Genomic DNA, 24,043 nt, shown 5'->3' on the forward strand with positions numbered 1-24,043 from the left:
TACGTAGATACATCTTACCGTAAAAGTGCCGGGGAGTCAATATTGTGCGGTTATGTACTCCGGCGCGGGAAAGTAATTTACGCTTTTTTTATATTTATTTCCAGGGACAGTTGACGTTCAGTTTATTTTCTATGCGTATACTTACGGGGATAAGAAAATTATAAACAGCCTGGAGGTAAAGGACGATGAGTGAACAGACAAAAAAGCAGAAAAAAGGGAAGAAAGGGAAAAAGAGGTGGCTGATTGTGCTGGTTGTGCTCCTGGTTCTTCTGGCGGCTTTTCTTTTTATGTTGGGAAGCTTTCGGGGAAGAAGCGAACAGAGCGCCGCAGGGCAGAGCGAGGCGACGGTATCGACCGGTTCTATTTCCGTGACGACAGAGGGAAGCGGTTATGTGGAGGCGGCGTCGACGCGGGCGCTGGCGTTGGAATATGATGGGAAGCTGGAGACGATTTACGTGGAAAAGGGAGATGAGGTGACAGTCGGACAGACGCTGGCGCTATATGACCGGGATGCGCTGGATAGCGTCATAGAGACAAAGGAAAGCGAGCTTGCGCAGATTAACAGCTCAATTGCAGAGCTGGATGATACGGGAACATCTGTTATTTCCGCGCCGGTCGGCGGAAGGGTAAAGCGAATCTACGCATCTGAGGGCGATCTGGTATCGCAGGTGATGGAAAATTACGGCGGTGTTGCGGAAATTTCCGCGGACGCAAAGCTGAAGGTGGAATTTGACTGCGCGGAGGGCAATGTATCCGAGGGCGATCCGGTAACGGTAGAGTTTGATTCGTGGTCTGTGAGCGGCACCGTTGTGAGCAGCGGCGACGGCAAAGTATGTGTGACGATCGCTGACGACACGGAATATAAAGTGGATACGGAAGCCGTCGTTTACGGGCGGTCGGGAACGCGGCTCGGCTCCGGAAAGCTGCAGAGCAACCATCCGTATCTTGTGACCTTCGATTACGGGACTATTGACGAGGTGAATGTCACAAAAGAAACGCTTGTATCTGCGGGCGATACCATGTTTGAGCTGACGGACGTGCAGTACAACGACGCCTATCTGGATTTGCTCTCTGATCGCGAAGAGCTGGTGGAGGAGCTGCATGATCTGAAGGCGTACCAGAAGAATCCGGTGGTGGTATCGGAATATGACGGTTACATAGCGTCGCTCGATGTGCTGGAAGGGATGCCCTATGAAAAAGGCCAGCAGTTCTGCACGATCGCGGATACGCAGAGCCTGCATTTAAAGGTGGAGATCGATGAGCTGGATATCGACGGCGTGCAGCCGGGGCAGACGGCGACGGTTACGTTTGACGCTTTCGAGGACGAGGAGTACGAGGGCGTTGTTGAAAAGATTTCCGGTGTCGGAACGAACAGCGGCGGCGTGACTACCTATACGGTGACGATTTCCATGGACGGAAACCAGCACCTGAAGGATGCGATGAGCGCGACCGCAAAGATCGTGATGGATGCGAAGGATAACGTACTGCTGGTGCCGGTCGATGCGGTGGAGACGACGGATGGCACAGATTATGTCCAGGTGCTCACAGGCTCCGGCACAGAGAGGCGCGAGGTGGAGCTTGGGCTGATGAATAATGAATATGCGGAGGTGCTTGACGGACTGACACAGGGCGAGCAGGTGCTTGTTGCCGGAAAAGAGAGCGAAGGGACGATGTCGTTTATAATGCAGCAGCGAATGAACGGCGGCATGATGGGCATGCAAAACGGGCAATAGGAGAGGACGGGCTATGATTGAACTTCAGAATATCAGAAAAATCTATAATCTCGGAGATGAAGAGGTGCGTGCGCTTGACGGTGTCAGTCTGAAGGTGCAGGAGCGGGAGTTTGTCGCGATCGTCGGCGCTTCCGGCTCCGGCAAGTCCACGTTGATGAACATGATCGGCTGTCTCGATACGCCCGACGAGGGCGAGTATTACATAGACGGTCAGAACGTGACGGAGATGAGCGAGCGGGAGCTTTCGACGATGCGGAACCGCAAAATCGGCTTTATTTTCCAACAGTTTAATCTGCTGCCGAAGCTGACAGCCTATGAAAATGTGGAACTGCCGCTGATCTACCAGGGGCTGCCGGGAAAGGAGCGTCACGCGCGCGTGGAGGAAGCCCTTTCGCGCGTCGGTCTGGCGAACCGCATGAAGCACCGACCGAACCAGCTCTCGGGTGGGCAGCAGCAGAGGGTGGCGGTAGCGAGGGCGCTTGCCACGCATCCCTCGCTGATTCTCGCGGATGAGCCGACCGGAAATCTGGACTCAAAATCAACGAGAGACATTATGGAGCTGATCCATGAGCTGCACCGGCAGGGCAACACCATTGTACTGATCACGCATGACGACGATATCGCGCAGGAGGCGCAGCGGCAGGTGCGGATCATGGACGGAAAAATTGTATCGGACAGCAGAAACCGAAAGGAGGCGGCGGAGAATGAAACTCAGACAATCCATTAAGATGGCGATGTCAGCGGTAGCCTCAAATAAAATGCGCTCTTTTCTCACCATGCTTGGAATCATCATCGGCGTAATGGCGGTTACGCTGCTGATTTCTATTGTACAGGGAGGAACGAGCGTGATCACGGATTCGATGGAAAGCCTGGGCGGAAACCGGCTTACGGTTTCTGTGAGAGCGCAGAACAAAAAGCTGACATACGCAGAGCTGCAGGGGCTGGAAGAAATTGAGGGGATTTCGGCGGTAGTGCCGTACCTCTCCGGGCAGGGCACTGCGACAGCCGGGGGTAACTCCGCGGACATTTCGCTCCTTGGCATTACGGAGGGCTATCAGTATGCGCAGGACATGAACCTGGCGGAGGGAAGGAACCTCACGGAATTTGACAGGAAAAACCGTCTGCAGGTCTGCGTGATCGGGGCAGGCGCTGCCGGGGAGCTATTCGGAACGGCGCAGGCGTTGGATCGCGAGGTGCGCATTATGGGATATGATTACCGCGTGGTGGGTGTGCTGGAGGAAGAGGACGACTCGGCGATGGGGAGCAGCAATGACAGCATTTATGTGCCGCTGACGAATGCGCAGCGAATGCTGAAGCAGTCGTCGGTTACTTCCTTCTATGTGCTTGCGGAGAATGAGAATGTGCTGCATGAGGCCCAGACGGCGGTGGACGATTATTTATATGACAAATTTGGCTCGGACGATAGTTATACTATTATCAATATGTCAGATGTTGCGGACATGATGGATACGGTGCTTGAAACCTTATCTCTGATGCTTGGCGGAATTGCCGGAATATCTTTGCTGGTCGGCGGAATCGGCATCATGAATATTATGCTGGTGTCTGTGACGGAGCGTACAAAGGAAATTGGTATCCGCAAGGCGATCGGCGCGCAGCGCAGCGATATTACCATTCAGTTTATGATCGAGTCCGTTGTGATCTCGCTGCTTGGCGGCGTGATCGGGATGGTTCTCAGCCAGGTGATCCTATCGATCCTGAATCTTGCGATCGCGGACGTGAGCTTTTCCATATCGCTCTCTGTCGGAGCACTGGCGCTCGGTTTTTCTGTGGCGGTGGGATTGATTTTTGGAATCTATCCGGCAAATAAGGCGGCGAAGCTGAAGCCGATTTATGCGTTAAGATATGAATAAAAAGGGCGGCGCTCCGGCGTCCGATAAAAGTGCAGTAATAAAGGCTCCTGTGAGTGAACTCACGGAGCCTTATTATCACATATTTACCCGGCTTATAATTTAACCGAAGTATCTCTTTAAAAGACCTGCAAATGCTTTTCCATGGCGGGCCTCGTCGCGAGCCATCTCATGAACGGTGTCATGGATCGCGTCAAGGTTTGCAGCCTTTGCACGCTTTGCAAGATCGAATTTACCAGCGGTTGCGCCGTTTTCAGCCTCAACTCTCATTTCAAGGTTCTTCTTTGTGCTGTCTGTTACAACTTCACCAAGCAGCTCTGCGAATTTTGCAGCGTGCTCAGCCTCTTCGTAAGCAGCCTTCTCCCAGTAGAGACCGATTTCCGGATAACCTTCTCTGTGAGCAACTCTTGCCATTGCAAGGTACATACCAACCTCAGAGCACTCTCCTGCGAAGTTTGCTCTTAAGTCCTCCATAATATCTTCCGGTGCACCCTGAGCAACGCCTACTACATGCTCAGCAGCCCAGCTCATTTCGCCTTCCTGCTTTGTAAACTTTGAAGCCGGAGCGTGACATACCGGACATTCAGCCGGAGCAGCATCTCCTTCATAAACATAACCACATACATTACATACAAATTTAGCCATGATATTGTCTCTCCTTTATAATTTGAATTTTTAAAATCAGTAATGATTACTGTTTTTTATAATATAGCATAAGAAAGCAGGCTTGTCAAGCGGTCAGCAATATTTTATTTTCTCTTAATATCCTGAACATCCTGCCCATCCTGACCATTTTGCCGGCAGCTTTCGCAGACACCGACGAACATAGCCGTATACCCCTCGATCTGTCCGCAGAAGTTTTTCTGCGCTGTCTCCATGATATGGTCGATATTTTCCATCTCAAGGTCAGACACACTGTGACAGCAGCGGCAGACAAAATGATTATGCGGCTGCGTGTTGTAGTCGAAGCGCTCTGCGCCGTCGCCGGTATGAATACGGTTGATCTCTCCAAGCTCGGAGAGAAGACCGAGGTTGCGGTAGACGGTGCCGAGGCTGATATTGGGATAAACCTGCCTGAGATTCTGATAAACGGTATCTGCTGTTGGGTGGTCCTTGCGTCCGGCGAGAAAGTGCTTGATGGATTCCCGCTGACGGCTGTATTTAATATTTGCCATAATTCCTCCAAAACAATAATGATTCCTGTTCTTAATTATAAGGAAAGATTCATCGCATGTCAATGGGAATGATAAGAAATTATCACAGCTCTTTCCGTGCCTTGTAGTGGAGCGGGGACAACCCGTAGTATTTCTTAAACAGCTTACTGAAATGATAGGTGTCCTCATAGCCGACCGCGGAAGCGACCGACTGAATGGAGCATTCCGGGTTTTCATCCAGAAGCTGCCGCGCCTTGTTCATGCGCAGACTGATCAGATAATTGATAGGCGTATCGCCGGTTTCGCTCTTAAAAATCTTGGAGATATAAAAAGAGCTTAAATAAATATTCGCAGCGATCTGGTCGAGAGAAATTTTCTCGCGGTAATGCTCTTCCATATATTTTGTAATCTGGCTGACCACGTATTTTTTATTGATGGATTTAAATTCGTACTGCGTATGCGCGTGACGATCGCGGGCGCTTTCACGCTCCAGCTTCTGAAAGCGTTCGAGCAGGCAGAGCACCTGGATCAAATATGCTTTCAGCATAAAATAACGTCCGGTATTGCAGGATCTGTTTTCCTGCTCGATTGCCCGGCACAGGCGGAAGAGTTCTTTTTGCGGCTCCAGCGGCAGGCTGGCGATCAGAGAGCGACCGGGAAAGAGCGGCATGGTGTTTTTCAGACAGCCTATGTATTCCACATCCGTGAAGGCAAGGTAACACTCCAGGGCAGCGTGCTTCGCATCCCCGGATGGCAGGCTTTTGTGACGCGTCCCCGGATTTAAGATGATGACGTCACCAGCCTGGATGGCGTACTCCGTATCTTCTGCATAAAAACAGCCCTTTCCGTCTAAAATAATAACAAGCTCAATAAAATCGTGCTGGTGATAGCTCACTTCCTGGATGCGCGGTTCGATCGAGGAAAAAAGAAATTTCGGATTCAGGTCGGTGCAGGTAAAATCGTAATTGGTCTGCTGCATCAGAACACTCCTTTCAAAAAATGCTATCTGTTTTGGCAGCATAAGTATACAACATAAGACATCCGGATTACAAGAAAGTACATTCTATTTTTTTACAGATTCTTTATAATGTACCTGAACTTTTTGTAAAAATGGAGGCGAAAACACGTATGACAAAAAGCATGACAGAAGGAAAACCGGCGAAGCTCATTTTGCTGTTTGCGCTTCCGCTGATTGTAGGAAATATTTTTCAGCAGCTCTACAGCCTGGTGGATACGCTGATCGTGGGAAGGACGATCGGTGTAAATGCGCTGGCAGCGGTTGGCTGTACCGGAAGCATGAACTTTTTTGTACTTGGCTTTATCATGGGATTTGCAAACGGACTGGCGATCTTAACGGCCCAGCGATTTGGAGCAGAGGATGAAGAGGGCGTGAAGAGAAGCTTTGCAGCCAGTATTCTTCTGAGCATCGGACTGGCAGTTGTGCTTACGGTGCTGGCGCTTTTTCTGGTGCGCCCGGCTTTGCGGCTCCTGCAGACGCCGGAGGAGATCCTGGATGAAGCGGCTGCGTATATCCGGATTATTTTTGGCGGGCTGGCGGCGACGGTATTCTTTAATCTGACCTCAAATATGATCCGTGCGCTTGGAGACAGCCGCACGCCGCTGTATTTTCTGGTGCTGGCATGTCTGGTAAATATTGTGCTGGATCTGGTTTTTATCCGTATATTTCACATGGGAGTGAGCGGCGCGGCAGTTGCGACGATCGCCTCCCAGCTTCTGTCCGGTATCTGCTGCTTTATCTATATCCGCAAAAAAATGCCGGCGCTGTGGGTGGAGAAGCGTCACTTCCAGGCGTTTGCCGGGGAGGTGAAGGAGCATATCGCGCTTGGCCTGCCAATGGGCTTCCAGATGTCCATCATTGCGATCGGTTCCCTGACGGTGCAGTTTGCGCTCAACGGCCTGGGAGCGACGGCGGTGGCGGCAGCGGCTGCTGCGCAGAAGATTGATTCCATTGCCACAATGCCGCTGAATTCCCTTGGAGCGGCGATGGCGACCTACTCGGCGCAGAATTACGGTGCGAAGCGCCCGGATCGCATCCGGCAGGGCGTTTTCCAGTGCATTCTGATCTCGGTCAGCGTCAGCATCGTCATGGGAGCGGTTAATTTCTTCGCAGGCGATAATCTCGCGGCAATTTTTGTTGGGCGTGAGGAAATCGGGGTTATCCGCTATGCAAAGGTCTATCTCAGTATGAATGGGATCATGTACTGGGTGCTGGCTCTGCTGTTTATTTATCGGTTCACTCTGCAGGGGCTGGGGAACAGCGTGGTTCCGACGGTGTCGGGTGTGATGGAGCTGATCATGCGCGTGGGCGCAGCGCTGTTCCTGGCAGGTCCGTTCGGATTTGCCGGTGTGGTTGCGGCGAACCCGCTGGCGTGGGTTGGCGCCTGTGTGCCGCTTGGAGCCGCTTACTACATCACCATAAGCCGGATCGAGCATCCGGAGCGTCAGAAAAAGACTTTCAGCAGAAAATGTCATGCCGGGGGACATTAAAGGTTGCTGCTCACTTCGTTTACAGCAACCTTCACAAATCAATTAAAAATTCGCTTCGCGAATGGGATTTGCCCGGCTTTTCTGCCCTTCTCCGGCATTTGAAAAGAATGAAAAAATATGCTATGATTTAGAGATAACAATGTCTGGCAGGGAGGAATACGGATATGAACTGGTGGAAGAAAGACGGGCTGTTTAAACAACTGTTCTGGGAGATCGTCGGCAGCATCTGCATTGCGGCAGGTATCTGCAATTTTGCGGCGCAGGCGGAATTTCCGATGAGCGGATTTTCCGGCATTTCCCTTATATTATATCAGCTCTGGAATGTGCCGATCGGTCTGTCGACTATCCTTTTAAATATTCCGGTGAGCATCCTGTGCTTCCGGCTTCTGGGAAAGCGCTTTTTTATCAGCTCCATGCGCTGCATGGTGATTTCGTCCGTTCTGATCGATTACGTCGCGCCGCTTTTTCCGGTTTACACCGGCAGCAGGCTGCTGGCGGCGCTCTGCACGGGCGTGATCGCGGGGCTTGGCTATGCGGTCATCTATATGCAGAATTCCTCCACGGGCGGTATGGATTTTATCATTATGGCGGTGAAAAAGAAAAAGCCCTATCTGCCGGTCGGACGGATCATTTTCTTTTCCGATCTGGCGGTGGTGCTCATCGGCGGCATTATCCTGCAGGACATAGACGGGATTATTTACGGCATTATCGTGACCTTCCTGCTGTCCACGGTGGTGGATAAGCTGATGTACGGCGTGAATGCCGGAAAGCTGGCGCTGATCGTGACGGACCACGGGCAGTATATCTGCGACGTGATCGACGAGACCTGTCAGCGCGGCACGACGCGGATTGACGCAGCCGGAGGCTACCGGGGAGACGAGCGTCAGCTTGTGCTGTGCGCCTGCAGCAACAAGGAAATGTACAGTGTGCGGCAGGCGGTGAAGCGGGCGGATCCGCATGCGTTCATTATTATTATAGAATCAAACGAGGTCCATGGAGAGGGCTTCCGGAATATTCAGATAGGATAAGAAAACTGCGCCGGTACAAAGCCGACGCAGTTTTAAATTATTGTCCTTTTTGCACGTGTTTTTTCATAGCCTGGAAGCTCTCGTCGCTGATGACGTGCTCAATGCGGCAGGCGTCCTCCGCGGCGGTTTTCGGGGAAACGCCCAGGCTTATCAGCCACTCGGTGAAGAGTGTATGGCGCTCATAGATTTTCTCGGCGATCGCCCTGCCGGAATCCTGCAGGGTGATAAAACCGTTTTCATCTACATGGATATAGCCGTTTTCGCGCAGGTTTTTCATTGCAACACTGACGCTCGGTTTGGAGAAGCCCATCTCCGCCACAATGTCGATCGAGCGCACATTTCCGATGCGGTTTTGCAGAATCAGTATGGTCTCTAAATAATTTTCTGCGGATTCCAGTATTTTCATGACAATGTATAAAATCCTTTCTGTGTTTGCTGAATATTGCGGTAATAATGCCGGGGTTCCGATACCCTGCGCTTCTGTAACCAGACGCATTTCCGAACCCGGGCTTTCTGATATGTATAGTATAACGTAAATTTGGCAAAAAGAAAAGGGAAAAATTATCAAAGTAGTTCTTGACAAAAAGGTTAGCAAGTGCTAACCTATATGCAGTTAGAAAAAGCTAACAATGATTGGCGGGATGATTTCCGCCTGGGTTTGCGTGTACATAAGGAGGGAAAAGCGTATGATGCCCCTGACAATGGCAAGAAAAGGAGAAACGGTCACGATCCAGGGAATTACCGGAAAGGATGAGGTGAGACAGCATCTGGCGGAGCTCGGCTTTCTTGTTGACGGAGAGATCACGGTGGTCAGCCAGATCGGCGGAAATCTGATCTTGCAGGTAAAAGACGGCAGAGTGGCATTGGATCGTTCCATGGCCAATCGTATCATGATTTGAGGAGGAGAACTATGAAAACGCTGAGAGATGCAGGAGTGGGCTCGACTGTTGTAGTAGCAAAACTGCACGGGGAAGGTCCGGTAAAGCGCCGGATCATGGATATGGGCATTACGAAAGGTGTGGAGATTCAGGTGCGCAAGGTTGCGCCGCTGGGCGATCCGATGGAGCTGAATATCCGTGGATATGAATTATCCATCCGCAAAGCGGACGCAGAGATGGTGGAAATACAATAAGGAAAGTGCCTTTTTTGGGCAAATGGGTTAGAAAAATCTAACTTTGGAAGGGAGAAAAGCAATGGAATTAAAAATCGCACTTGCAGGTAACCCGAACAGCGGTAAAACTACTCTGTTCAACAGCCTGACGGGTTCCAACCAGTATGTTGGAAACTGGCCGGGCGTTACTGTGGAAAAGAAAGAGGGACACCTCAAAGGGAACAAGGACGTGGTCATCCAGGACCTCCCGGGAATTTATTCCCTGTCACCGTACACACTGGAGGAGGTCGTGTCCAGAACCTATCTGGTAACACAGAAGCCGGACGCTATCTTAAATATTGTGGATGGAACCAATATCGAGCGAAATCTGTATCTTACGACACAGCTTCTGGAGCTTGGCCTGCCGACTGTTATTGCAGTCAACATGATGGATCTTGTACGCAAGAACGGCGACCAGATCGATTTAAATAAGCTTGGAAAGGCACTTGGCTGCGAGGCGGTCGAGATGAGCGCTCTGAAATCGCAGGGAAGCATGGAGGCGGCAAATAAAGCCGTGGCTGCTGCAAAGGCAAAGAAAGAAAGCAGACCTCTTCAGATGTACACCGGATGCGTGGAGGATGCAATCAGCCAGATCGAGACGGCGATCTCCGGCAAGGTGGACGCGCAGTATCTTCGCTGGTATGCGGTAAAGGTGTTTGAGCGGGACGAAAGGGTCATGGAGGATCTGAAGCTTTCCGGTTCTGCGGCGCAGGATGTGGAAAATGCAATTAAGGCGTGTGAAAACGAGCTGGATGATGACGCGGAGAGCATCATCACAAATCAGAGATATACCTTTATCAGCGGCATCGTTGCAAAGGCTGTGAAGAAAAAACGCGCAAAGCACAGCATGACGGTATCTGATAAGATCGACCAGATCGTGACGAACCGGATTCTGGCGCTTCCGATTTTTGCAGTAATTATGTTTGTGATTTATGCGATTGCGATGGGCGGCTATCCGTTCTCTATCGGAACCATGGGAACCGACTGGGTAAACGATGTGCTGTTCGGTGAGATCGTTCCGGGATTTTTTGACAGTATCCTCGGCGCTCTGCATGTGGAGGGTGTGCTGTACTCCCTGATCCAGGATGGTATCGTTGCCGGCGTCGGCGCGGTGCTTGGATTTGTTCCGCAGATCCTGGTACTGTTCCTGTTCCTGGCAATCCTTGAGGATATCGGTTATATGGCGCGTGTTGCGTTCATCATGGACCGTATTTTCCGCCGTTTTGGTCTGTCCGGTAAGAGCTTCATCCCGATGCTGGTGGCAACCGGCTGCGGCGTTCCGGGTATCATGGCATCCCGTACGATTGAGCAGGACCGTGATCGTAAAATGACGATCATGACGACCGGATTTATCCCGTGCGGCGCAAAGATGCCGATCATCGGTCTCTTTGCAGGCGCGATCTTCGGAGGATCCTCCCTGGTGGCAACCTCCGCATTCTTTATCGGTATTGCAGCAGTTGTTATTTCCGGTATCATGCTGAAGAAATTTAAGGCATTTGCCGGTGAACCGGCTCCGTTCGTTATGGAGCTCCCGGCATATCATCTTCCGTCGGTCGGCAACGTGCTTCGTGCAACCTGGGAGCGCGGCTGGTCCTTCATCAAGAGAGCAGGTACCGTTATCCTTCTCAGCTCCATCGTGCTGTGGTTCCTGCAGGGCTTCGGCTTCACAGACGGTGCGTTCGGCATGGTAGAGGACAACAATACTTCTCTGCTGGCTACCATCGGAAGAGCAGTGGCATGGATCTTCGCACCGCTTGGATGGGTTGGCGACATGGCATGGAAGGCAACGGTTGCAACCGTTACCGGTCTGATCGCAAAAGAAGAGGTTGTAAATACCTTCGGTATCCTGTATCATTATTCGGGAGAGCTTTCCGAGGCGGGAGACGAAGTGTGGAATCTGATCGCGGCAGACTTCACTGCACTCAGCGCATACAGCTTTATGATCTTCAACCTGCTCTGCGCACCGTGCTTTGCAGCAATGGGCGCGATCAAGCGTGAGATGAACAACACGAAGTGGACGCTCGGCGCGATCGGTTATATGTGCGGATTTGCATATGTGATCGCGATGATCGTATACCAGCTTGGCGGTCTGATTACCGGCGAGGTGAGCTTCAACATTTTCACGATCGTGGCGGCTGCAGCACTGATCGGTCTGATCTACCTGCTGTTCCGCAAGGGCTATGAGCCGGAGAAAGGGCATTACAGCATCAACGCCAAAATGTCAGTGAATGCAAGGTAATGCCGGCAGCAAAAGGTATCATGAGGGCAATAAAAAGGAGGGGTTAATATGCCCGCATTTCTTGGAAATCTGATTGTAATTGTGATACTTGCAGCGGTGGTATTTTTGGTAATCCGCTTTATGGTGAAATCCGGTAAGGAGGGTTCTCACTGCACAGGAAACTGCAGTACCTGCGGCGGCTGTGGAGGCGGAAGCAAAAAGCTCCGAAAAGATGTGAAAAGATAAAAAGAATGCCCGGACGAGGAATCGTCCGGGTATTTTTTATCCCGCAGGAAGCACCTGCGGGATTTTTTAGTTGCCATGCATCCGAAGGGAGCTGCCAGGGGCAGGTCCTGCAGGGGTTTAAATATCAGCCAGCCGCTGCACGGCTTCCTTCAGTATGATAGAGACACCGTGTTCGGACAGGTATCCCATAGCGCCCTCGGAAAATCTGACGCTCGCGCCATACTCCGACAGCGTATTGCAGATGCGGTTGAATTCCTCCGGCGTATGCGAAGAACTGTCGAGAAACAGGTAGTATTCCGATGTTTCCGGGTGTTTGTACAGCGAATTTTCTCCATGGTAGCTGCCGCCGAGCGCGTGGGCTGCGTGAATAACGTCATCCAGAGAGCAAAAGCAGTAAAGCCGGGTGATGTCCGCCGCCAGCTCGGTATCTTCGGCAGGAGCTTCCGCCTGCTGCCCGCTTTCCGCTGTCTTCTGCAGCATATTTTTATGTGCCTCACGAAGCTTGCGGACCAGATTCAGAATATCGTCCGCTCCCTCCATCTTCAGACCAGAGAAGGTGCTTTCCGCATCGGGCGCATCGCCGCCGGGAGCGAACTTTGCAAAGCGGGTATCCAGCTCATCCGGATCCTCCACTTTGGTGATGATCAAAATCAGAGATTCCGAAGACATGGGAATTGCTTCTATCATAATAGGAATGTCGTTCGCTTCAAAACCAAATTCATAAGCAGCCTGCTGCATCATCTCGCGGAACAGCGATTTTGCCTTTTCACCGCCGTAGACAAGCTCAAGCAAATTCAGATGGCGCGACGCCAGATCCTCGCGCGTGAGTGTGCAGCGTATCTGGTTGTCGTTAAGCTTTTCCAGTTTCATAAAACCACTCCTCACTAAATCAAAATACGTATTTACAAACACAGTATAACCTACTTTGCTGGAAAATGCAAAGGAAAAGCATGGTTTGTGGTATTAAAAAATTATAAATTAAAAATGCAAAAAATACTTGCAAAAATAACACAAATTATATATAATAACCAATAAGAGAAGAGACAAAGACAAAATAACACATGGAAGGAGGGAAACAAATCGTTACTGGTCACTCCGTTCACAGTAACAACAAATCTTCTCTGGAGCAAAAGTTTTCTTTTTGCGCGGAAATATATCACGAATGCACCATATGGAAGGAACCGGCAAAAGAAAACGGAAAGTGAGTGAGTACCATCGAACAGAAAAAAGGAACAATCAGTCAGGCGCATCTGTCCAGAAGCAGGCAGGTGAAAAACAGCAGACTGTACCGGGAGCTGAAAAAGTATCAGGAAGCAGGTATCCAGCTCTGGCTGGATGGAGAGCCAAGCACTTCCTATCAGATCGCAAGCTGCCTTTGCGAGAGAACAAATTATATGCGTGATTACTATGTGGATCGTCAGAATCATGTATGCGGGATAGGATTTGACCGTATCAGAAAAGATAATCAACAGACAGTACAGTCCCCTTGTGCAAAAAACTTAAATAAATGTGAATATTTTCTGAAAAAGTCGAAAACTGTTAGAAGTAAGCAGTAAGGTATGATATACTGTATTCAGAGTATACTACCTGGGAGGTGCAATGTATGAAAAAGAAAGCGGCACCGCTGCTGGCTGCCGTGGTTCTGGTGGTGGTTGTGGCAGCAATCGTCTTTATAACAAATCTGGTGAAGAAGTACACCCCGACATCGGAAGTGATGGATGGAAAAGCGTATTTTGGCCTGTCCTCGGAGGATGAGGCGGCTATTGTAATAGGGAGGGAAATTTCTGAATACAAAGGAATGGTATCGGACGACGTCTGCTATGTGGACTTTCAGGCAGTAAAAGAGCAGTTAAACGATCGCTTTTACTGGGATTCCGAGGCAAATCTGATGCTGTACACCACGCCCACCGATATTATCGAGATCCCGGCGAATGGACAGAAATACACTGCCACCGGAAAATCCGAGACACTGCCTTATGATATCGTAAAGGTTGACGGCACGAAAACGTATCTGGCGCTCGATTTTGTCCAGAGGTATACAAACCTGGAGTACGAGCTGTTCCACGACCCGGAGCGCATCGTCATCACAAACGAATGGGGCGAAAAGACGCTGGCGACGATCCGCAAAAAAGGAAAGCTGCGCTATCAGGGAGGCATCAAGAGCCCGATCCTGCGGGAGCTTGAGAAGAATGAGGTCGTCACGGTGATAGAACCGATGGAGGACTGGACAGGTGTGCTGACGCAGGACGGATATTTCGGCTATATCAAAAACGACAGGCTTGTGGATGAGCGCACCGAGACGGTGCAGCGGGAGTTTGAGGAGCCGGAGTACACCAGTGTGGCCAAGGACTACAAGATTAATCTGGTATGGCATGTGATAAGCAATACGGACGCGAACTACAATATTATTTACGATATTGCTTCGATAAAGGGCGTCAATACCATTTCGCCGACATGGTTTTCCATCGTATCAAACGATGGAACCTTAAGCAGCCTTGCCGACGCGGATTATGTGGACACTGCGCACCGCAATGATATGGAGGTGTGGGCGCTTGTTGACAATTTCAGCTCTGAGATCGACACGACGACGGTGCTGAAATCTACGGAATCACGCACGAAGATGGAGAATTCGCTGATCGCGTCTGCGATCGAGTACGGCTTTGACGGCATTAATGTAGATTTTGAAAGTATTCCGGAGGAGGCTGCAGACGGATACATCCAGTTTATCCGCGAGCTGTCTGTAAAATGCCGCAAGAACGGTCTGGTGCTTTCCGTGGATGTGCCGGTGCCGATGTCGTTTAATGAGCATTACAACCGGGCCGAACTTGGGACTGTCTGCGATTACGTTATCGTGATGGGTTACGACGAACATTACGACGGCTCGGAGGAGGCAGGCTCCGTGGCAAGCCTCGCCTTTGAAAACCAGGGCATTCTCGATATGCGAAAGGATGTTCCGGCAGAGAAGCTGATCAGCGGAATCCCGTTCTACACGAGGCTCTGGAATACAAAGACAAACGCGGACGGCACCACCACCGTTACCAGCGAGGTATACGGTATGGAGGGCGGCCAGCAGGTTCTGGAAAACAACAATGTGGAAGCTTCTTGGGATGAGACGACCGGTCAGAATTATGCCCAGTTTGAAGGCGATGACGGTTCGCTTTACCAGATCTGGCTGGAGGATGATAAATCTATTGAGGAAAAGATGAACCTGGTGAAAGATTATGGGCTTGCCGGAGTTGCCGGATGGAGGCTCGGGCTGGAGACTGATTCTGTCTGGGATATCATTCTGAAGTATGTAAGCTGATCTGGCGCATGGCTGAGTAGGTTGGAAAACTTACTGCCCCTGCCGCATATACTTGTAATAAAGTATACGGCAGGGGTATTTGTATGAATAAAAATAAAAAAATACTGGAGCTGGTAATGACGGCGTTGATTCTGGTATGCGCATTTTATGCCGGCAGGCTTGGAGCCGGCATCGCGGCATCCGGCGGCGTGCGGTCTGAAACCGACAGTGATGCGGCGTCAGGCGAGGTGAAGCAGGAATTGGGCACTGTGGTTTACGACAAAATTACTGTGGTCGTAGACGCCGGTCACGGCGGAATTGATTCGGGGAAGGTCGGTGTAAACGGTGCGCTGGAGAAGGAGGTTAATCTTTCCATCGCAAAAAAGCTTGCCGCCCGGCTTGAAGAAAACGGCATTACGGCGGTGCTTACGCGGGAGGAGGACAGTGGTCTTTACGATGAGGGAGAGGCGAATAAAAAACAGCAGGATATGAAGCGGCGCTGTGCGGCAATCGATGAAATGGAGCCGTTTCTTGCTGTCAGCATCCATCAGAATAGCTATACGGAAAGCTCGGTAAAGGGACCGCAGGTATTCTTTTATGAAAGCTCCGCGCAGGGAAGGGAGCTTGCCGCCGCATTGCAGGAAGCCTTAAATGAGATGCTGGAAATTGAGCGGCCGCGGGAGATTAAGGCAAATGACAGCTATTATCTGCTGCGAAAGACCAAAAGTCCGACGGTGATCGTGGAGTGCGGCTTTTTGAGCAACCCGGAGGAAGCGGAAAAGCTGGTGACGGACGCATACCAGGAGACAGTGGCGGAGGCGGTGTGCAGCGGGATCCTGAATTACATAGGAACGCATAAGGAGGATGCATAAGCTGCCGTGCTAAATATTTATATAAAGCAGCGGCCGGGGGATTTGCATAAGTTTTTAAAATCCGGATATCCTTTTTAGCAAAGAGAAAAGGAGGACGCTTTTATGGAACTAAAGGGCAGCAAGACAGAAAAAAACCTGCTGGAGGCGTTTGCGGGAGAAAGCATGGCGCACAGTAAGTATACGTATTATGCAAACAAGGCGCGCAAGGATGGCTATCAGCAGATCGCGGCAATTTTTGAGGAGACCGCGGGAAATGAAATGGCACACGCAAAACAGTGGTTTCGATACATCTGCGGCGGTGAGATTGACGGTACGAAGGAAAATCTGCTGGCGGCGGCCAACGGGGAAAATTTTGAGTGGACCGAGATGTACAGCCGTATGGCGGTAGAAGCGTATGAGGAGGGTTTTACGGAAATTGCCCGGAAGTTTGAACTGGTGGCGGCGGTGGAAAAAGAGCACGAAGAGCGCTACCGCAGACTGCTTGCAAACGTGGAGGGAGGAATCGTATTCTCCAGGGACGGGGACATGATGTGGCAGTGCAGAAAATGCGGTTTTATCCATTTCGGCAGGAAAGCGCCGGAAAGGTGTCCGGTCTGCGGGCATGAAAAAGCATTTTTTCAGATTAAACCGGAAAATTATTAGGCATAAAAATGCAATCCCTTTCATAGGATAATATGAGAGGGATTTTTTATCCCGGAAAATGCGGAGCAGACATTTATGAAAAGACGTGTAGAATATATTTTAACCGGTATTCTGGTGATACTGGTGCTTCCGTGCGCGCTGATGCTTCTTCTGGACAGCCGGATGAGTGAAATTTATCGCTCGATAAAAAATGAGACGGACTATATTGCGGTAAAGACAAGCAGCGGGATCGCGGAGATGGAGCTGGAAGAATATGTTATCGGTGCGACAGCAGCACAGATTCCTGCCGGATACGATCCGGAGGCGGTAAAGGCACAAATGATCGCGGTCCGGACGAATCTGTACCGGCAGATCGAAGAGAACGGAAAGGTGGAAAATGAGGCGTATCTGACCATGACGGAGCTGGAGCGTATGGGCGCCGCGGAAAAATTTCTGCTGGCACAGCGGGAGACAGACGGACAGGTCCTTGTATGGGAGGATAAGCCGATCCTGGCGTCCTTTCATGCGTGCAGCGCCGGGAGCACGCGGGATGCGCAGGAGGTGTTTCAGTCGGAGAGCTATCCCTATCTCGTTTCAAAGCTCTGTCCGTCAGACGAGAAGTCGGCGGACGCGCAGACTACCATTCAGATAGATGATTCCTGGGCGCAGATGCAGGTGACGGCGCGCGACAGCGCCGGATATGTGCTGCAGATTTCCCTTGGGAATGAGACGATCTCCGGAGAGGAGTTTCGCAATCTGCTGGGGCTGCCTTCCGCAAACTTCGAGGTGAGCGCAGGGGAGGACGGTACATATCTGACGGTGCATGGCAGTGGGCATGGCCTTGGCATGAGCCAGTACACCGCGCAGCAGATGGCGCTTGCCGGCAAAAATTATAAAGAAATCCTCGGCTACTTCTATCCGGGCACGGAGCTGGTGAAGTATTAAAAATCTTTTGCATAAATTCCTCATTTATGGAAAACATATGTGTAGAACCATAATGAACATAATATGAGGTGACAGATATGCGAAAAGAAAAGGTATTAAGTATTTTAAAAAGTAAGGGAACCCTGGGTGTGATGACGCTCTGCCTTGTAGGCGCGGTTGCGTTTGCAACATATCGGACAAGCGGCGACAGCTTTCAGGAGGCGTCCCCCAACACGACGGCAACGCAGGAGAGCGAAGCACCGGAGCAGGATCTGGAGGCGGCCGGCGCGGACGTGGTAGCGGAGCTGCCGCAGGTGAACGACTACACGGCGGCGAATGAAAAAGACGTTGACCCGGCGTCTTTGGAAGTGACGGAGGAAGCGACGGAAACGGCGGATGTCAGCTCCTCCTCGGCAACGGCAATCCTGCAGCCGACCGTCAATTTTCAGGACGACTCAATGCTTGCGTGGCCCGCAGCCGGTACCGTACTGATGGACTACAATATGAATAATACGGTTTATTTTGAGACGCTCAACCAGTACAAATACAATCCAGCGGTGATCATCAGCAGTGAGGCGGGCAATCCGGTCGTTGCATCTGCAAAGGGAATCGTGGAATCCATCGGTGTCAATGAGGAAACCGGAACGACACTGAAACTGAATCTGGGAAACAATTACAGCCTGATCTACGGGCAGCTCAAAGAACTGGCAGTATCCGAGGGCGACGTGGTGGAACAGGGACAGCTTCTCGGATATGTGAGCGAGCCGACCAAATATTATTGTGAGGAAGGAAGCAACCTGTATTTCCAGATGCAGAAGGAAGGTAAGCCGGTCGATCCGTTCTTATATCTGGAATAAAAGTCTGGCTTCGACGGTTCTGTGAGCCGCATGACTGTGCGCATAAACGTATGCATATGCAAAAAAAAAAGCCGTCCGTGGGGACAAACCCTGCGGGCGGCATTTTCTGCAGCAAAAAAGCGGGTGATGGGAATCGAACCCACGTATCCAGCTTGGAAGGCTGGTGTTCTACCATTGAACTACACCCGCAGAAAATATTTAACTGAAAATGCCCAGAACCGGAATCGAACCAGTGACACGAGGATTTTCAGTCCTCTGCTCTACCAACTGAGCTATCTGGGCATACAGGAAAGATGCGCAAATAACATTTGCATTCCTGCAACAACAGAAATTATATAGTATCTTCACCGGGATGTCAAGGAAAAAATAAATGTTTTTACGGCCCGGTAAAAAAATAAATGTTTTTACGGCCCGGATAATGACGGATAATGAAAATGTTTGACAGGAAAGGCGACCTGCTATAGAATAAATATGTGCAAGGGGGCAAATCTGAGATATGGTTTGCTCTTTTTTTTAAAATGTGCTATACTATCCGCAAAATGATTTTAGGAGAGCAGCACATGAATAATCTACAGGCAGCGCAGATGGAAGCGCTGGTTGATTCTCTGCTGGACAGCTACCGGGAATATTCTGTTATCAGCAACATTGACTCTGACAACCGGCTGAACAGGGAGATGATCATCAAAATATGCGATATGGTGCGTCAGATACTGTTCCCGGGATATTTTGAGTACAAGAAACTGAAAAGCGAGACGGTGCGCTACCATGTCGGCGAGCTTCTGGAAAACATCGAGTACGAGCTGACGAAGCAGGTGGCGAAAGCGCTGGAATGTGCGGGAGAAAAGGCGGAGGGAAAGTGCCGCTGCCGGGCGGGGGAGATCGTGCAGCAATTTCTGCAGCGTCTGCCGTGGCTGCGCGGGATGCTTGCGAAGGACGTGCAGGCGGCATATGACGGCGACCCGGCGGCGTTCAACACGGATGAGGTTATTTTTTCCTATCCGGGCGTATTCGCGATCAGCGTCAACCGCATCGCGCACGAGCTTCATATCCTGGGAGTACCGATGATCCCGCGGATCATGACGGAGTACGCGCACAACCTCACCGGTATCGACATCCATCCGGGGGCGACGATCGGCGAGTATTTCTTTATCGACCACGGTACCGGCGTGGTCGTCGGCGAGACTACCGTCATCGGCAAAAATGTAAAGCTGTACCAGGGCGTGACTCTGGGTGCGCTTTCCACGAGAGGCGGACAGTCGCTGCGCGGCGCGAAGCGTCATCCGACGCTCATGGACAATGTGACCGTTTACTCCGGGGCATCCATTCTGGGAGGAGAGACCATTATCGGAGAAGGGGCGGTCATCGGAAGTAACGCATTTATCACCTCCTCGGTGCCGGAGCACACGAGGGTGAGCATCAAGAACCCGGAGCTTCAGTTTAAGGTGCGCGGAAGCGTGCAGACGCAGGAGCTTGGACAGGAGGGCTTCTTCAACCGAAAAGAAAAAGATTAATATGCAGACGTTTCTGTGTGCGCAGCCGTCTGCAGGAAAAGGGGGCTTACGCATGAGTGAAGAAAAGAAAAAACAGGAACAGGAAAAAGAGGCGTTAAAGGAGACTGCGGCGAAGGAACTCAGTCCGACCTGGGCGCAGGAATGCATCGAGGATATCGACGACTGGATCGAGTCACAGGGGATCTATTTAAGGCAGTAATGATGCGCGGCATCATTATATTATAAAATCACAGGAGGAGAATGAAAAAATGGCAGCGTACAAGGATTTAAGCAAGGAAGAATTACTGAAAGAGAAGAAACAGCTTGAAAAGAAATATGACCAGATCAAGGCGCAGAACCTGCACCTGGATATGTCCAGAGGAAAACCCTCGGCAGCGCAGCTCGACCTTGCGATGGGTATGATGGATGTTTTGAACAGTACTTCCAACTTAAAATGTGAAACAGGCGTAGACTGCAGAAATTACGGCGTTCTGGATGGTATCCCGGAGGCGCAGCAGCTTCTTGCAGATATGACGGAGGTTCCCGCTAATCAGATCATCATCTACGGAAACTCCAGTCTGAACATCATGTTTGACACCGTTGCACGCTCCATGACACACGGAGTAATGGGAAGCACGCCGTGGTGCAAGCTGGATAAGGTAAAATTCCTCTGCCCGGTGCCGGGATACGACCGTCATTTTGCTATCACGGAATATTTTGGCATCGAGATGATCAATATACCGATGACGCAGGACGGACCGGATATGGATATGGTCGAGGAATACGTCAACAACGATGAAGCGGTAAAGGGCATCTGGTGCGTGCCGAAATATTCCAACCCGCAGGGTATCACCTACTCTGACGAGACGGTGCGCCGTTTTGCACGCCTGAAGCCGGCGGCGAAGGATTTCCGTATTTACTGGGATAACGCATACGGCATCCACCATCTGTATGACGACAAGCAGGATCATCTGATCGAGATCCTGATGGAATGTAAAAAAGAGGGCAACCCGGATATGGTATTTAAATTCTGCTCCACCTCCAAGGTAAGCTTCCCGGGTTCCGGCGTGGCGGCGATCGCGGCGTCCCCGGCAAACCTGGAGTACATCCGCAAGCAGATGCGCATCCAGACGATCGGACATGATAAGCTGAACCAGCTTCGTCACGTGCGTTTCTTCAAGGATATTCACGGAATGGTGAACCACATGAAGAAACACGCCGACATCATGCGCCCGAAATTCGAGGCGGTGCTGAACGTGCTGGATACAGAGCTGAGCGGTCTGGAGATCGGAAGCTGGATCCGTCCGCGCGGCGGCTATTTCATCTCCTTCGATGCGCTGCCGGGCTGCGCAAAAGCGATCGTGCAGAAGGCAAAGGAGGCAGGGCTTGTCATGACGGAAGCGGGCGCTACCTACCCGTATGGAAAGGACCCGCAGGACAGCAATATCCGTATCGCGCCGTCCTACCCGACGCCGGAAGAGCTGGCGGTCGCGGCGGAGATTTTCGTCCTCAGCGTCAAGCTGGTAAGCATTGATAAGATTTTAGAAAATAAATAAAAAACTAATAAATATTTAAGATAAAGGAAGTGATGATACACTTGTATTGTGACTTCCTTTTAGGTATACTTATAGCAAACGAGGAAAACGAGAATCGTTTTGTCGTTTCCTATAAAGAGGGAGGCGAGATGGAAGGAATGAAAATTGTAGTTCTGGCAGGAGGAACCAGCACGGAGCGCGACGTTTCTATTGTGTCCGGCACCAAGGTGTGCGAGGCGCTGCGCAGCAAAGGGCACCAGGCGATCCTGCTTGACGTGTTCTGCGGAAAGGAAGGTCTGCAGGCGGAAACCGCATTTGCGCAGGAATATGACGTTGAGCGCGAGGCGGCGTACATAAGAAGCTTTAACGATTCAATCGGGAAGATAAAGGCGGCGCAAAGGGGATTTTTTGGTCCGAACGTGCTTGATGTGTGCAGGGCGGCAGATATGGTATTTCTGGCGCTGCATGGAGCGTGCGGCGAGGACGGAAGGATCCAGGCGGCGTTTGACCTGCTTGGCATCGCCTATACCGGAAGCGGCTATCTCGGCAGCGCGCTTGCGATGGATAAGACCATCACGAAGCAGATGTTCCGTGAAAACGGCGTGCCGACTCCGGCAGGCGTGATCATTGAAAAAACGGATGCGCCGAAGAGCGCAGAGGAGCTTGGCGCAGGACTTCCGTGCGTGGTAAAGACGGCGTGCGGCGGTTCCAGCGTGGGCGTTTACATTGTAAATACAGAAGAGGAATTTGAAGAGGCAGTCAGAAACGGCTTTACCTACGAGGATAAGCTGATCGTGGAGCAGTACATCAGCGGAAAGGAATATACGGTAGGCGTGATCGACGGCGAGGCGTATCCGATCGTGGAGATCGCCCCGATTTCCGGTTTCTACGATTACAAAAACAAATATCAGGCAGGGAGTACGATCGAGACGTGTCCGGCGCCGCTTGGTGAAGAACTTACAAAAAAGATGCAGGAGATCGCTGTAAAGGCGTATCATACGCTTCGCCTGGAAAGCTACGCGCGCATGGATTTTATGATGGATGAAAACGGCGGCATGTACTGTCTGGAAGCAAACACTCTTCCGGGCATGACGCCGACCAGCCTGCTTCCGCAGGAGGCAGCGGCAGTCGGCATGAGCTTTGCGGATCTGTGCGAAAAACTGATTGAGGTGTCGAGGTAATTTTATGAAAAATCTCACATTGGAAAATATTGCAAAAGCCTGCGGCGGCATATATGTCGGAAGCGACGCTGACCGCACCCGGGAGGTGGCCGACATCGTCACCGACAGCCGGAAGGCGAAGGAGGGCAGTCTGTTTGCAGCGATTCCCGGAGAGCATGTGGACGGTCACAGGTTCATTCCGCAGGTCTATGCGCAGGGAGCGCTCTGCGTGCTCTGTGAAAAGGAGCCGGAGGAGGAAAAAGGCGCGTATATCCGCGTGGGATCCACCTTAAAGGCGCTGATGGCGATCGCAGAGTTTTACCGGAAGCAGCTTGCTGTAAAGGTGGTCGGGATCACCGGCAGCGTCGGAAAGACCAGCACGAAGGAGATGATCGCCAGTGTACTCTCGGAAAGATACCGGGTACTGAAAACGCCCGGCAATTTCAACAATGAGCTTGGTTTGCCGCTCACTGTTTTCGGACTGCGCGAGGAGGATGAGGTGGCGGTTCTGGAGATGGGTATCAACCATTTCGGAGAAATGCACCGTTTAAGTAAGATTGCCCGACCGGATATCTGCGTGATCACGAACATCGGCACCTGTCATCTGGAGTTTCTGGGCGACCGCGACGGCGTGCTGCGGGCGAAGTCGGAAATATTTGATTTCATTGCCCCCGACGGAAAAATCGTTCTGAACGGGGATGATGATAAATTGTCCACATTAAAGGAGGTCAAAGAAATCGTGCCGCAGTTTTTCGGCATTGAGAGTGAGCGCGGCATCCGTGCAACAGACATCGAAAATGTGGGCTTAAAGGGAGTAAAGTGCAAAATTCATGACGGGACAGAAAGCTTTGCTGTGACGATTCCCATTCCCGGATATCACATGGTGCTGAACGCGCTGGCTGCAACGGCAGTTGGCAGGGCGCTTGGCATGAGTTATGAGGAGATCCGGCGCGGTATCGAAAAGCTGCAGGCGCTTGACGGCAGATTCCACATTATCGAAGAAAATGGCATCACGATAGTGGACGACTGCTACAATGCCAATCCGATGTCGATGAAGGCGTCTCTGGGCGTGCTTGCGGACGCCGCGGGCAGGAAGGTGGCGATTCTCGGAGACATGGGGGAGCTTGGCGGCGAAGAGCGGCAGCTTCATGAGGAGGTCGGAAGATTTGCCGCTGAGCTGGATATACCGGTATTTTTCTGTGTTGGAGCGCTGTGCCGCTGTATGGCGGAGACGATCCGGCAGCTCGATCCGGGAAAGCAGGTGATCACGGTGGATACGGTAGACGAAGCTCTGGAAGCGATGAAAGGAGTTATCCGGGCTGGCGACACCGTGCTGGTGAAGGCGTCCCATGCAATGCATTTTGAAAAAATTGTGGAGGCACTTACAAAAAGATAA

Annotated in this window: 25 protein-coding genes and 2 tRNA genes; 20 read left to right on the forward strand and 7 right to left on the reverse strand. The window is 51.3% G+C overall.

Annotated features, from left to right (window positions below):
- Positions 1–185: 185 nt before the first annotated feature.
- From ACLU9Q_RS14295 to ACLU9Q_RS14305, 3 genes are read left to right on the forward strand one after another with little or no spacing between them, the layout of a single operon-like run.
- Positions 186–1,733 carry an efflux RND transporter periplasmic adaptor subunit gene (locus tag ACLU9Q_RS14295; RefSeq protein ID WP_296835956.1) on the forward strand — a complete coding sequence of 516 codons (1,548 nt, stop codon included), beginning with the start codon at positions 186–188 and terminating at the stop codon, positions 1,731–1,733.
- A gap of 13 nt (positions 1,734–1,746) precedes the next feature.
- Positions 1,747–2,460 (forward strand): ABC transporter ATP-binding protein, encoded by a 714-nt coding sequence (locus tag ACLU9Q_RS14300; protein WP_296835954.1) that lies wholly within the window; start codon positions 1,747–1,749, stop codon positions 2,458–2,460.
- Positions 2,438–3,604: an ABC transporter permease gene (locus ACLU9Q_RS14305; RefSeq protein WP_296835951.1), complete on the forward strand. Its 1,167-nt coding sequence runs from the start codon at positions 2,438–2,440 to the stop codon at positions 3,602–3,604. The genes ACLU9Q_RS14300 and ACLU9Q_RS14305 overlap by 23 nt, the downstream gene beginning before the upstream one ends.
- 99 nt (positions 3,605–3,703) lie before the next feature.
- Here ACLU9Q_RS14305 and ACLU9Q_RS14310 read toward each other — a convergent pair whose 3' ends face one another.
- The 3 genes from ACLU9Q_RS14310 to ACLU9Q_RS14320 all read right to left on the reverse strand — a co-directional run bounded on the left by ACLU9Q_RS14310 (position 3,704) and on the right by ACLU9Q_RS14320 (position 5,734).
- Positions 3,704–4,246 (reverse strand): NADH peroxidase, encoded by a 543-nt coding sequence (locus ACLU9Q_RS14310; RefSeq protein WP_040784386.1) that lies wholly within the window; start codon positions 4,244–4,246, stop codon positions 3,704–3,706.
- Between the two features lie 104 nt (positions 4,247–4,350).
- Positions 4,351–4,776: a transcriptional repressor gene (locus tag ACLU9Q_RS14315; protein ID WP_296838206.1), complete on the reverse strand. Its 426-nt coding sequence runs from the start codon at positions 4,774–4,776 to the stop codon at positions 4,351–4,353.
- 82 nt (positions 4,777–4,858) lie between these two features.
- Entirely contained in the window at positions 4,859–5,734 is an 876-nt protein-coding gene (locus ACLU9Q_RS14320) for an AraC family transcriptional regulator (RefSeq protein ID WP_296838210.1), read from the reverse strand.
- Positions 5,735–5,883: 149 nt separating this feature from the next.
- Between ACLU9Q_RS14320 and ACLU9Q_RS14325 the strand changes: the two genes are divergently transcribed.
- The gene (locus ACLU9Q_RS14325; protein ID WP_296838213.1) at positions 5,884–7,263 is read left to right on the forward strand and encodes an MATE family efflux transporter; all 1,380 of its coding nucleotides are present in this window, start codon (positions 5,884–5,886) and stop codon (positions 7,261–7,263) included.
- A 164-nt stretch (positions 7,264–7,427) separates the two neighbouring features.
- A complete protein-coding gene (locus ACLU9Q_RS14330; RefSeq protein ID WP_296838215.1) occupies positions 7,428–8,291 on the forward strand; it encodes a YitT family protein in 864 nt (287 codons plus the stop codon).
- Positions 8,292–8,328: 37 nt separating this feature from the next.
- Here the strand turns inward: ACLU9Q_RS14330 and ACLU9Q_RS14335 are convergent, their stop codons facing one another.
- Positions 8,329–8,697 (reverse strand): metal-dependent transcriptional regulator, encoded by a 369-nt coding sequence (locus tag ACLU9Q_RS14335; RefSeq protein ID WP_296838217.1) that lies wholly within the window; start codon positions 8,695–8,697, stop codon positions 8,329–8,331.
- Positions 8,698–8,977: 280 nt separating this feature from the next.
- Here ACLU9Q_RS14335 and ACLU9Q_RS14340 point away from each other — a divergent pair, with 280 nt between their 5' ends.
- The 4 genes from ACLU9Q_RS14340 to ACLU9Q_RS14355 all read left to right on the forward strand — a co-directional run bounded on the left by ACLU9Q_RS14340 (position 8,978) and on the right by ACLU9Q_RS14355 (position 11,905).
- Positions 8,978–9,190, forward strand: coding sequence for a FeoA family protein (locus ACLU9Q_RS14340; RefSeq protein ID WP_296838220.1), 213 nt, complete (start codon positions 8,978–8,980; stop codon positions 9,188–9,190).
- Positions 9,191–9,201: 11 nt separating this feature from the next.
- Positions 9,202–9,423, forward strand: coding sequence for a FeoA family protein (locus ACLU9Q_RS14345; RefSeq protein ID WP_296838223.1), 222 nt, complete (start codon positions 9,202–9,204; stop codon positions 9,421–9,423).
- Positions 9,424–9,484: 61 nt separating this feature from the next.
- Positions 9,485–11,680 carry a ferrous iron transport protein B gene (feoB, locus tag ACLU9Q_RS14350; protein ID WP_296906579.1) on the forward strand — a complete coding sequence of 732 codons (2,196 nt, stop codon included), beginning with the start codon at positions 9,485–9,487 and terminating at the stop codon, positions 11,678–11,680.
- Between the two features lie 48 nt (positions 11,681–11,728).
- On the forward strand, positions 11,729–11,905 hold the full coding sequence (locus tag ACLU9Q_RS14355) for a FeoB-associated Cys-rich membrane protein (RefSeq protein WP_296838229.1): 177 nt from the start codon (positions 11,729–11,731) through the stop codon (positions 11,903–11,905).
- Between the two features lie 117 nt (positions 11,906–12,022).
- Here ACLU9Q_RS14355 and ACLU9Q_RS14360 read toward each other — a convergent pair whose 3' ends face one another.
- Positions 12,023–12,775, reverse strand: coding sequence for an adaptor protein MecA (locus ACLU9Q_RS14360; RefSeq protein ID WP_296838231.1), 753 nt, complete (start codon positions 12,773–12,775; stop codon positions 12,023–12,025).
- Positions 12,776–13,110: 335 nt separating this feature from the next.
- Here ACLU9Q_RS14360 and ACLU9Q_RS14365 point away from each other — a divergent pair, with 335 nt between their 5' ends.
- The 6 genes from ACLU9Q_RS14365 (at position 13,111) to ACLU9Q_RS14390 (ending at position 18,462) form a co-directional block, all read left to right on the forward strand.
- Positions 13,111–13,461, forward strand: a complete 351-nt coding sequence (locus tag ACLU9Q_RS14365) for a hypothetical protein (RefSeq protein ID WP_296838234.1) — start codon at positions 13,111–13,113, stop codon at positions 13,459–13,461.
- Between the two features lie 47 nt (positions 13,462–13,508).
- Positions 13,509–15,209: a glycosyl hydrolase family 18 protein gene (locus ACLU9Q_RS14370; protein ID WP_296838237.1), complete on the forward strand. Its 1,701-nt coding sequence runs from the start codon at positions 13,509–13,511 to the stop codon at positions 15,207–15,209.
- 83 nt (positions 15,210–15,292) lie between these two features.
- Complete coding sequence (locus tag ACLU9Q_RS14375; protein WP_296838240.1) at positions 15,293–16,060, forward strand: N-acetylmuramoyl-L-alanine amidase; 768 nt, start codon at positions 15,293–15,295, stop codon at positions 16,058–16,060.
- A gap of 102 nt (positions 16,061–16,162) precedes the next feature.
- Positions 16,163–16,702, forward strand: coding sequence for a rubrerythrin (gene rbr, locus ACLU9Q_RS14380; protein WP_296838243.1), 540 nt, complete (start codon positions 16,163–16,165; stop codon positions 16,700–16,702).
- Between the two features lie 75 nt (positions 16,703–16,777).
- A complete protein-coding gene (locus ACLU9Q_RS14385) occupies positions 16,778–17,626 on the forward strand; it encodes a SpoIID/LytB domain-containing protein (RefSeq protein WP_296906582.1) in 849 nt (282 codons plus the stop codon).
- Between the two features lie 77 nt (positions 17,627–17,703).
- On the forward strand, positions 17,704–18,462 hold the full coding sequence (locus ACLU9Q_RS14390; RefSeq protein ID WP_296906586.1) for a M23 family metallopeptidase: 759 nt from the start codon (positions 17,704–17,706) through the stop codon (positions 18,460–18,462).
- A 118-nt stretch (positions 18,463–18,580) separates the two neighbouring features.
- Here the strand turns inward: ACLU9Q_RS14390 and ACLU9Q_RS14395 are convergent.
- Both ACLU9Q_RS14395 and ACLU9Q_RS14400 read right to left on the reverse strand, forming a co-directional pair.
- Positions 18,581–18,651: transfer RNA gene (locus tag ACLU9Q_RS14395), tRNA-Gly, on the reverse strand.
- 20 nt (positions 18,652–18,671) lie between these two features.
- A tRNA-Phe gene (locus tag ACLU9Q_RS14400) sits at positions 18,672–18,744 on the reverse strand.
- 278 nt (positions 18,745–19,022) lie between these two features.
- Here ACLU9Q_RS14400 and ACLU9Q_RS14405 point away from each other — a divergent pair.
- The 5 genes from ACLU9Q_RS14405 (at position 19,023) to ACLU9Q_RS14425 (ending at position 24,043) form a co-directional block, all read left to right on the forward strand.
- Positions 19,023–19,973, forward strand: a complete 951-nt coding sequence (locus ACLU9Q_RS14405) for a serine O-acetyltransferase (RefSeq protein ID WP_296906589.1) — start codon at positions 19,023–19,025, stop codon at positions 19,971–19,973.
- A gap of 52 nt (positions 19,974–20,025) precedes the next feature.
- Positions 20,026–20,172, forward strand: coding sequence for a hypothetical protein (locus tag ACLU9Q_RS14410; protein ID WP_296837133.1), 147 nt, complete (start codon positions 20,026–20,028; stop codon positions 20,170–20,172).
- A gap of 49 nt (positions 20,173–20,221) precedes the next feature.
- Positions 20,222–21,508, forward strand: coding sequence for an aminotransferase (locus ACLU9Q_RS14415; protein ID WP_296906592.1), 1,287 nt, complete (start codon positions 20,222–20,224; stop codon positions 21,506–21,508).
- A gap of 137 nt (positions 21,509–21,645) precedes the next feature.
- A complete protein-coding gene (locus tag ACLU9Q_RS14420; protein ID WP_296906615.1) occupies positions 21,646–22,668 on the forward strand; it encodes a D-alanine--D-alanine ligase in 1,023 nt (340 codons plus the stop codon).
- 4 nt (positions 22,669–22,672) lie between these two features.
- On the forward strand, positions 22,673–24,043 hold the full coding sequence (locus ACLU9Q_RS14425; protein ID WP_296906594.1) for a UDP-N-acetylmuramoyl-tripeptide--D-alanyl-D-alanine ligase: 1,371 nt from the start codon (positions 22,673–22,675) through the stop codon (positions 24,041–24,043).

Source organism: Marvinbryantia sp. (assembly GCF_047017445.1).
Classification (GTDB): Bacteria; Bacillota; Clostridia; order Lachnospirales; family Lachnospiraceae; genus Marvinbryantia.

What these genes read in the sequence shown, in the direction of transcription:
- ACLU9Q_RS14295 (WP_296835956.1), top strand. Translation starts at nt 186, where the DNA reads ATGAGTGAACAGACAAAAAAGCAGAAAAAAGGGAAGAAAGGGAAAAAG.
- ACLU9Q_RS14300 (WP_296835954.1), top strand. Translation starts at nt 1,747, where the DNA reads ATGATTGAACTTCAGAATATCAGAAAAATCTATAATCTCGGAGATGAA.
- ACLU9Q_RS14305 (WP_296835951.1), top strand. Translation starts at nt 2,438, where the DNA reads ATGAAACTCAGACAATCCATTAAGATGGCGATGTCAGCGGTAGCCTCA.
- ACLU9Q_RS14310 (WP_040784386.1), bottom strand. Translation starts at nt 4,246, where the DNA reads ATGGCTAAATTTGTATGTAATGTATGTGGTTATGTTTATGAAGGAGAT.
- ACLU9Q_RS14315 (WP_296838206.1), bottom strand. Translation starts at nt 4,776, where the DNA reads ATGGCAAATATTAAATACAGCCGTCAGCGGGAATCCATCAAGCACTTT.
- ACLU9Q_RS14320 (WP_296838210.1), bottom strand. Translation starts at nt 5,734, where the DNA reads ATGCAGCAGACCAATTACGATTTTACCTGCACCGACCTGAATCCGAAA.
- ACLU9Q_RS14325 (WP_296838213.1), top strand. Translation starts at nt 5,884, where the DNA reads ATGACAAAAAGCATGACAGAAGGAAAACCGGCGAAGCTCATTTTGCTG.
- ACLU9Q_RS14330 (WP_296838215.1), top strand. Translation starts at nt 7,428, where the DNA reads ATGAACTGGTGGAAGAAAGACGGGCTGTTTAAACAACTGTTCTGGGAG.
- ACLU9Q_RS14335 (WP_296838217.1), bottom strand. Translation starts at nt 8,697, where the DNA reads ATGAAAATACTGGAATCCGCAGAAAATTATTTAGAGACCATACTGATT.
- ACLU9Q_RS14340 (WP_296838220.1), top strand. Translation starts at nt 8,978, where the DNA reads ATGATGCCCCTGACAATGGCAAGAAAAGGAGAAACGGTCACGATCCAG.
- ACLU9Q_RS14345 (WP_296838223.1), top strand. Translation starts at nt 9,202, where the DNA reads ATGAAAACGCTGAGAGATGCAGGAGTGGGCTCGACTGTTGTAGTAGCA.
- feoB (WP_296906579.1), top strand. Translation starts at nt 9,485, where the DNA reads ATGGAATTAAAAATCGCACTTGCAGGTAACCCGAACAGCGGTAAAACT.
- ACLU9Q_RS14355 (WP_296838229.1), top strand. Translation starts at nt 11,729, where the DNA reads ATGCCCGCATTTCTTGGAAATCTGATTGTAATTGTGATACTTGCAGCG.
- ACLU9Q_RS14360 (WP_296838231.1), bottom strand. Translation starts at nt 12,775, where the DNA reads ATGAAACTGGAAAAGCTTAACGACAACCAGATACGCTGCACACTCACG.
- ACLU9Q_RS14370 (WP_296838237.1), top strand. Translation starts at nt 13,509, where the DNA reads ATGAAAAAGAAAGCGGCACCGCTGCTGGCTGCCGTGGTTCTGGTGGTG.
- ACLU9Q_RS14375 (WP_296838240.1), top strand. Translation starts at nt 15,293, where the DNA reads ATGAATAAAAATAAAAAAATACTGGAGCTGGTAATGACGGCGTTGATT.
- rbr (WP_296838243.1), top strand. Translation starts at nt 16,163, where the DNA reads ATGGAACTAAAGGGCAGCAAGACAGAAAAAAACCTGCTGGAGGCGTTT.
- ACLU9Q_RS14385 (WP_296906582.1), top strand. Translation starts at nt 16,778, where the DNA reads ATGAAAAGACGTGTAGAATATATTTTAACCGGTATTCTGGTGATACTG.
- ACLU9Q_RS14390 (WP_296906586.1), top strand. Translation starts at nt 17,704, where the DNA reads ATGCGAAAAGAAAAGGTATTAAGTATTTTAAAAAGTAAGGGAACCCTG.
- ACLU9Q_RS14405 (WP_296906589.1), top strand. Translation starts at nt 19,023, where the DNA reads ATGAATAATCTACAGGCAGCGCAGATGGAAGCGCTGGTTGATTCTCTG.
- ACLU9Q_RS14410 (WP_296837133.1), top strand. Translation starts at nt 20,026, where the DNA reads ATGAGTGAAGAAAAGAAAAAACAGGAACAGGAAAAAGAGGCGTTAAAG.
- ACLU9Q_RS14415 (WP_296906592.1), top strand. Translation starts at nt 20,222, where the DNA reads ATGGCAGCGTACAAGGATTTAAGCAAGGAAGAATTACTGAAAGAGAAG.
- ACLU9Q_RS14420 (WP_296906615.1), top strand. Translation starts at nt 21,646, where the DNA reads ATGAAAATTGTAGTTCTGGCAGGAGGAACCAGCACGGAGCGCGACGTT.
- ACLU9Q_RS14425 (WP_296906594.1), top strand. Translation starts at nt 22,673, where the DNA reads ATGAAAAATCTCACATTGGAAAATATTGCAAAAGCCTGCGGCGGCATA.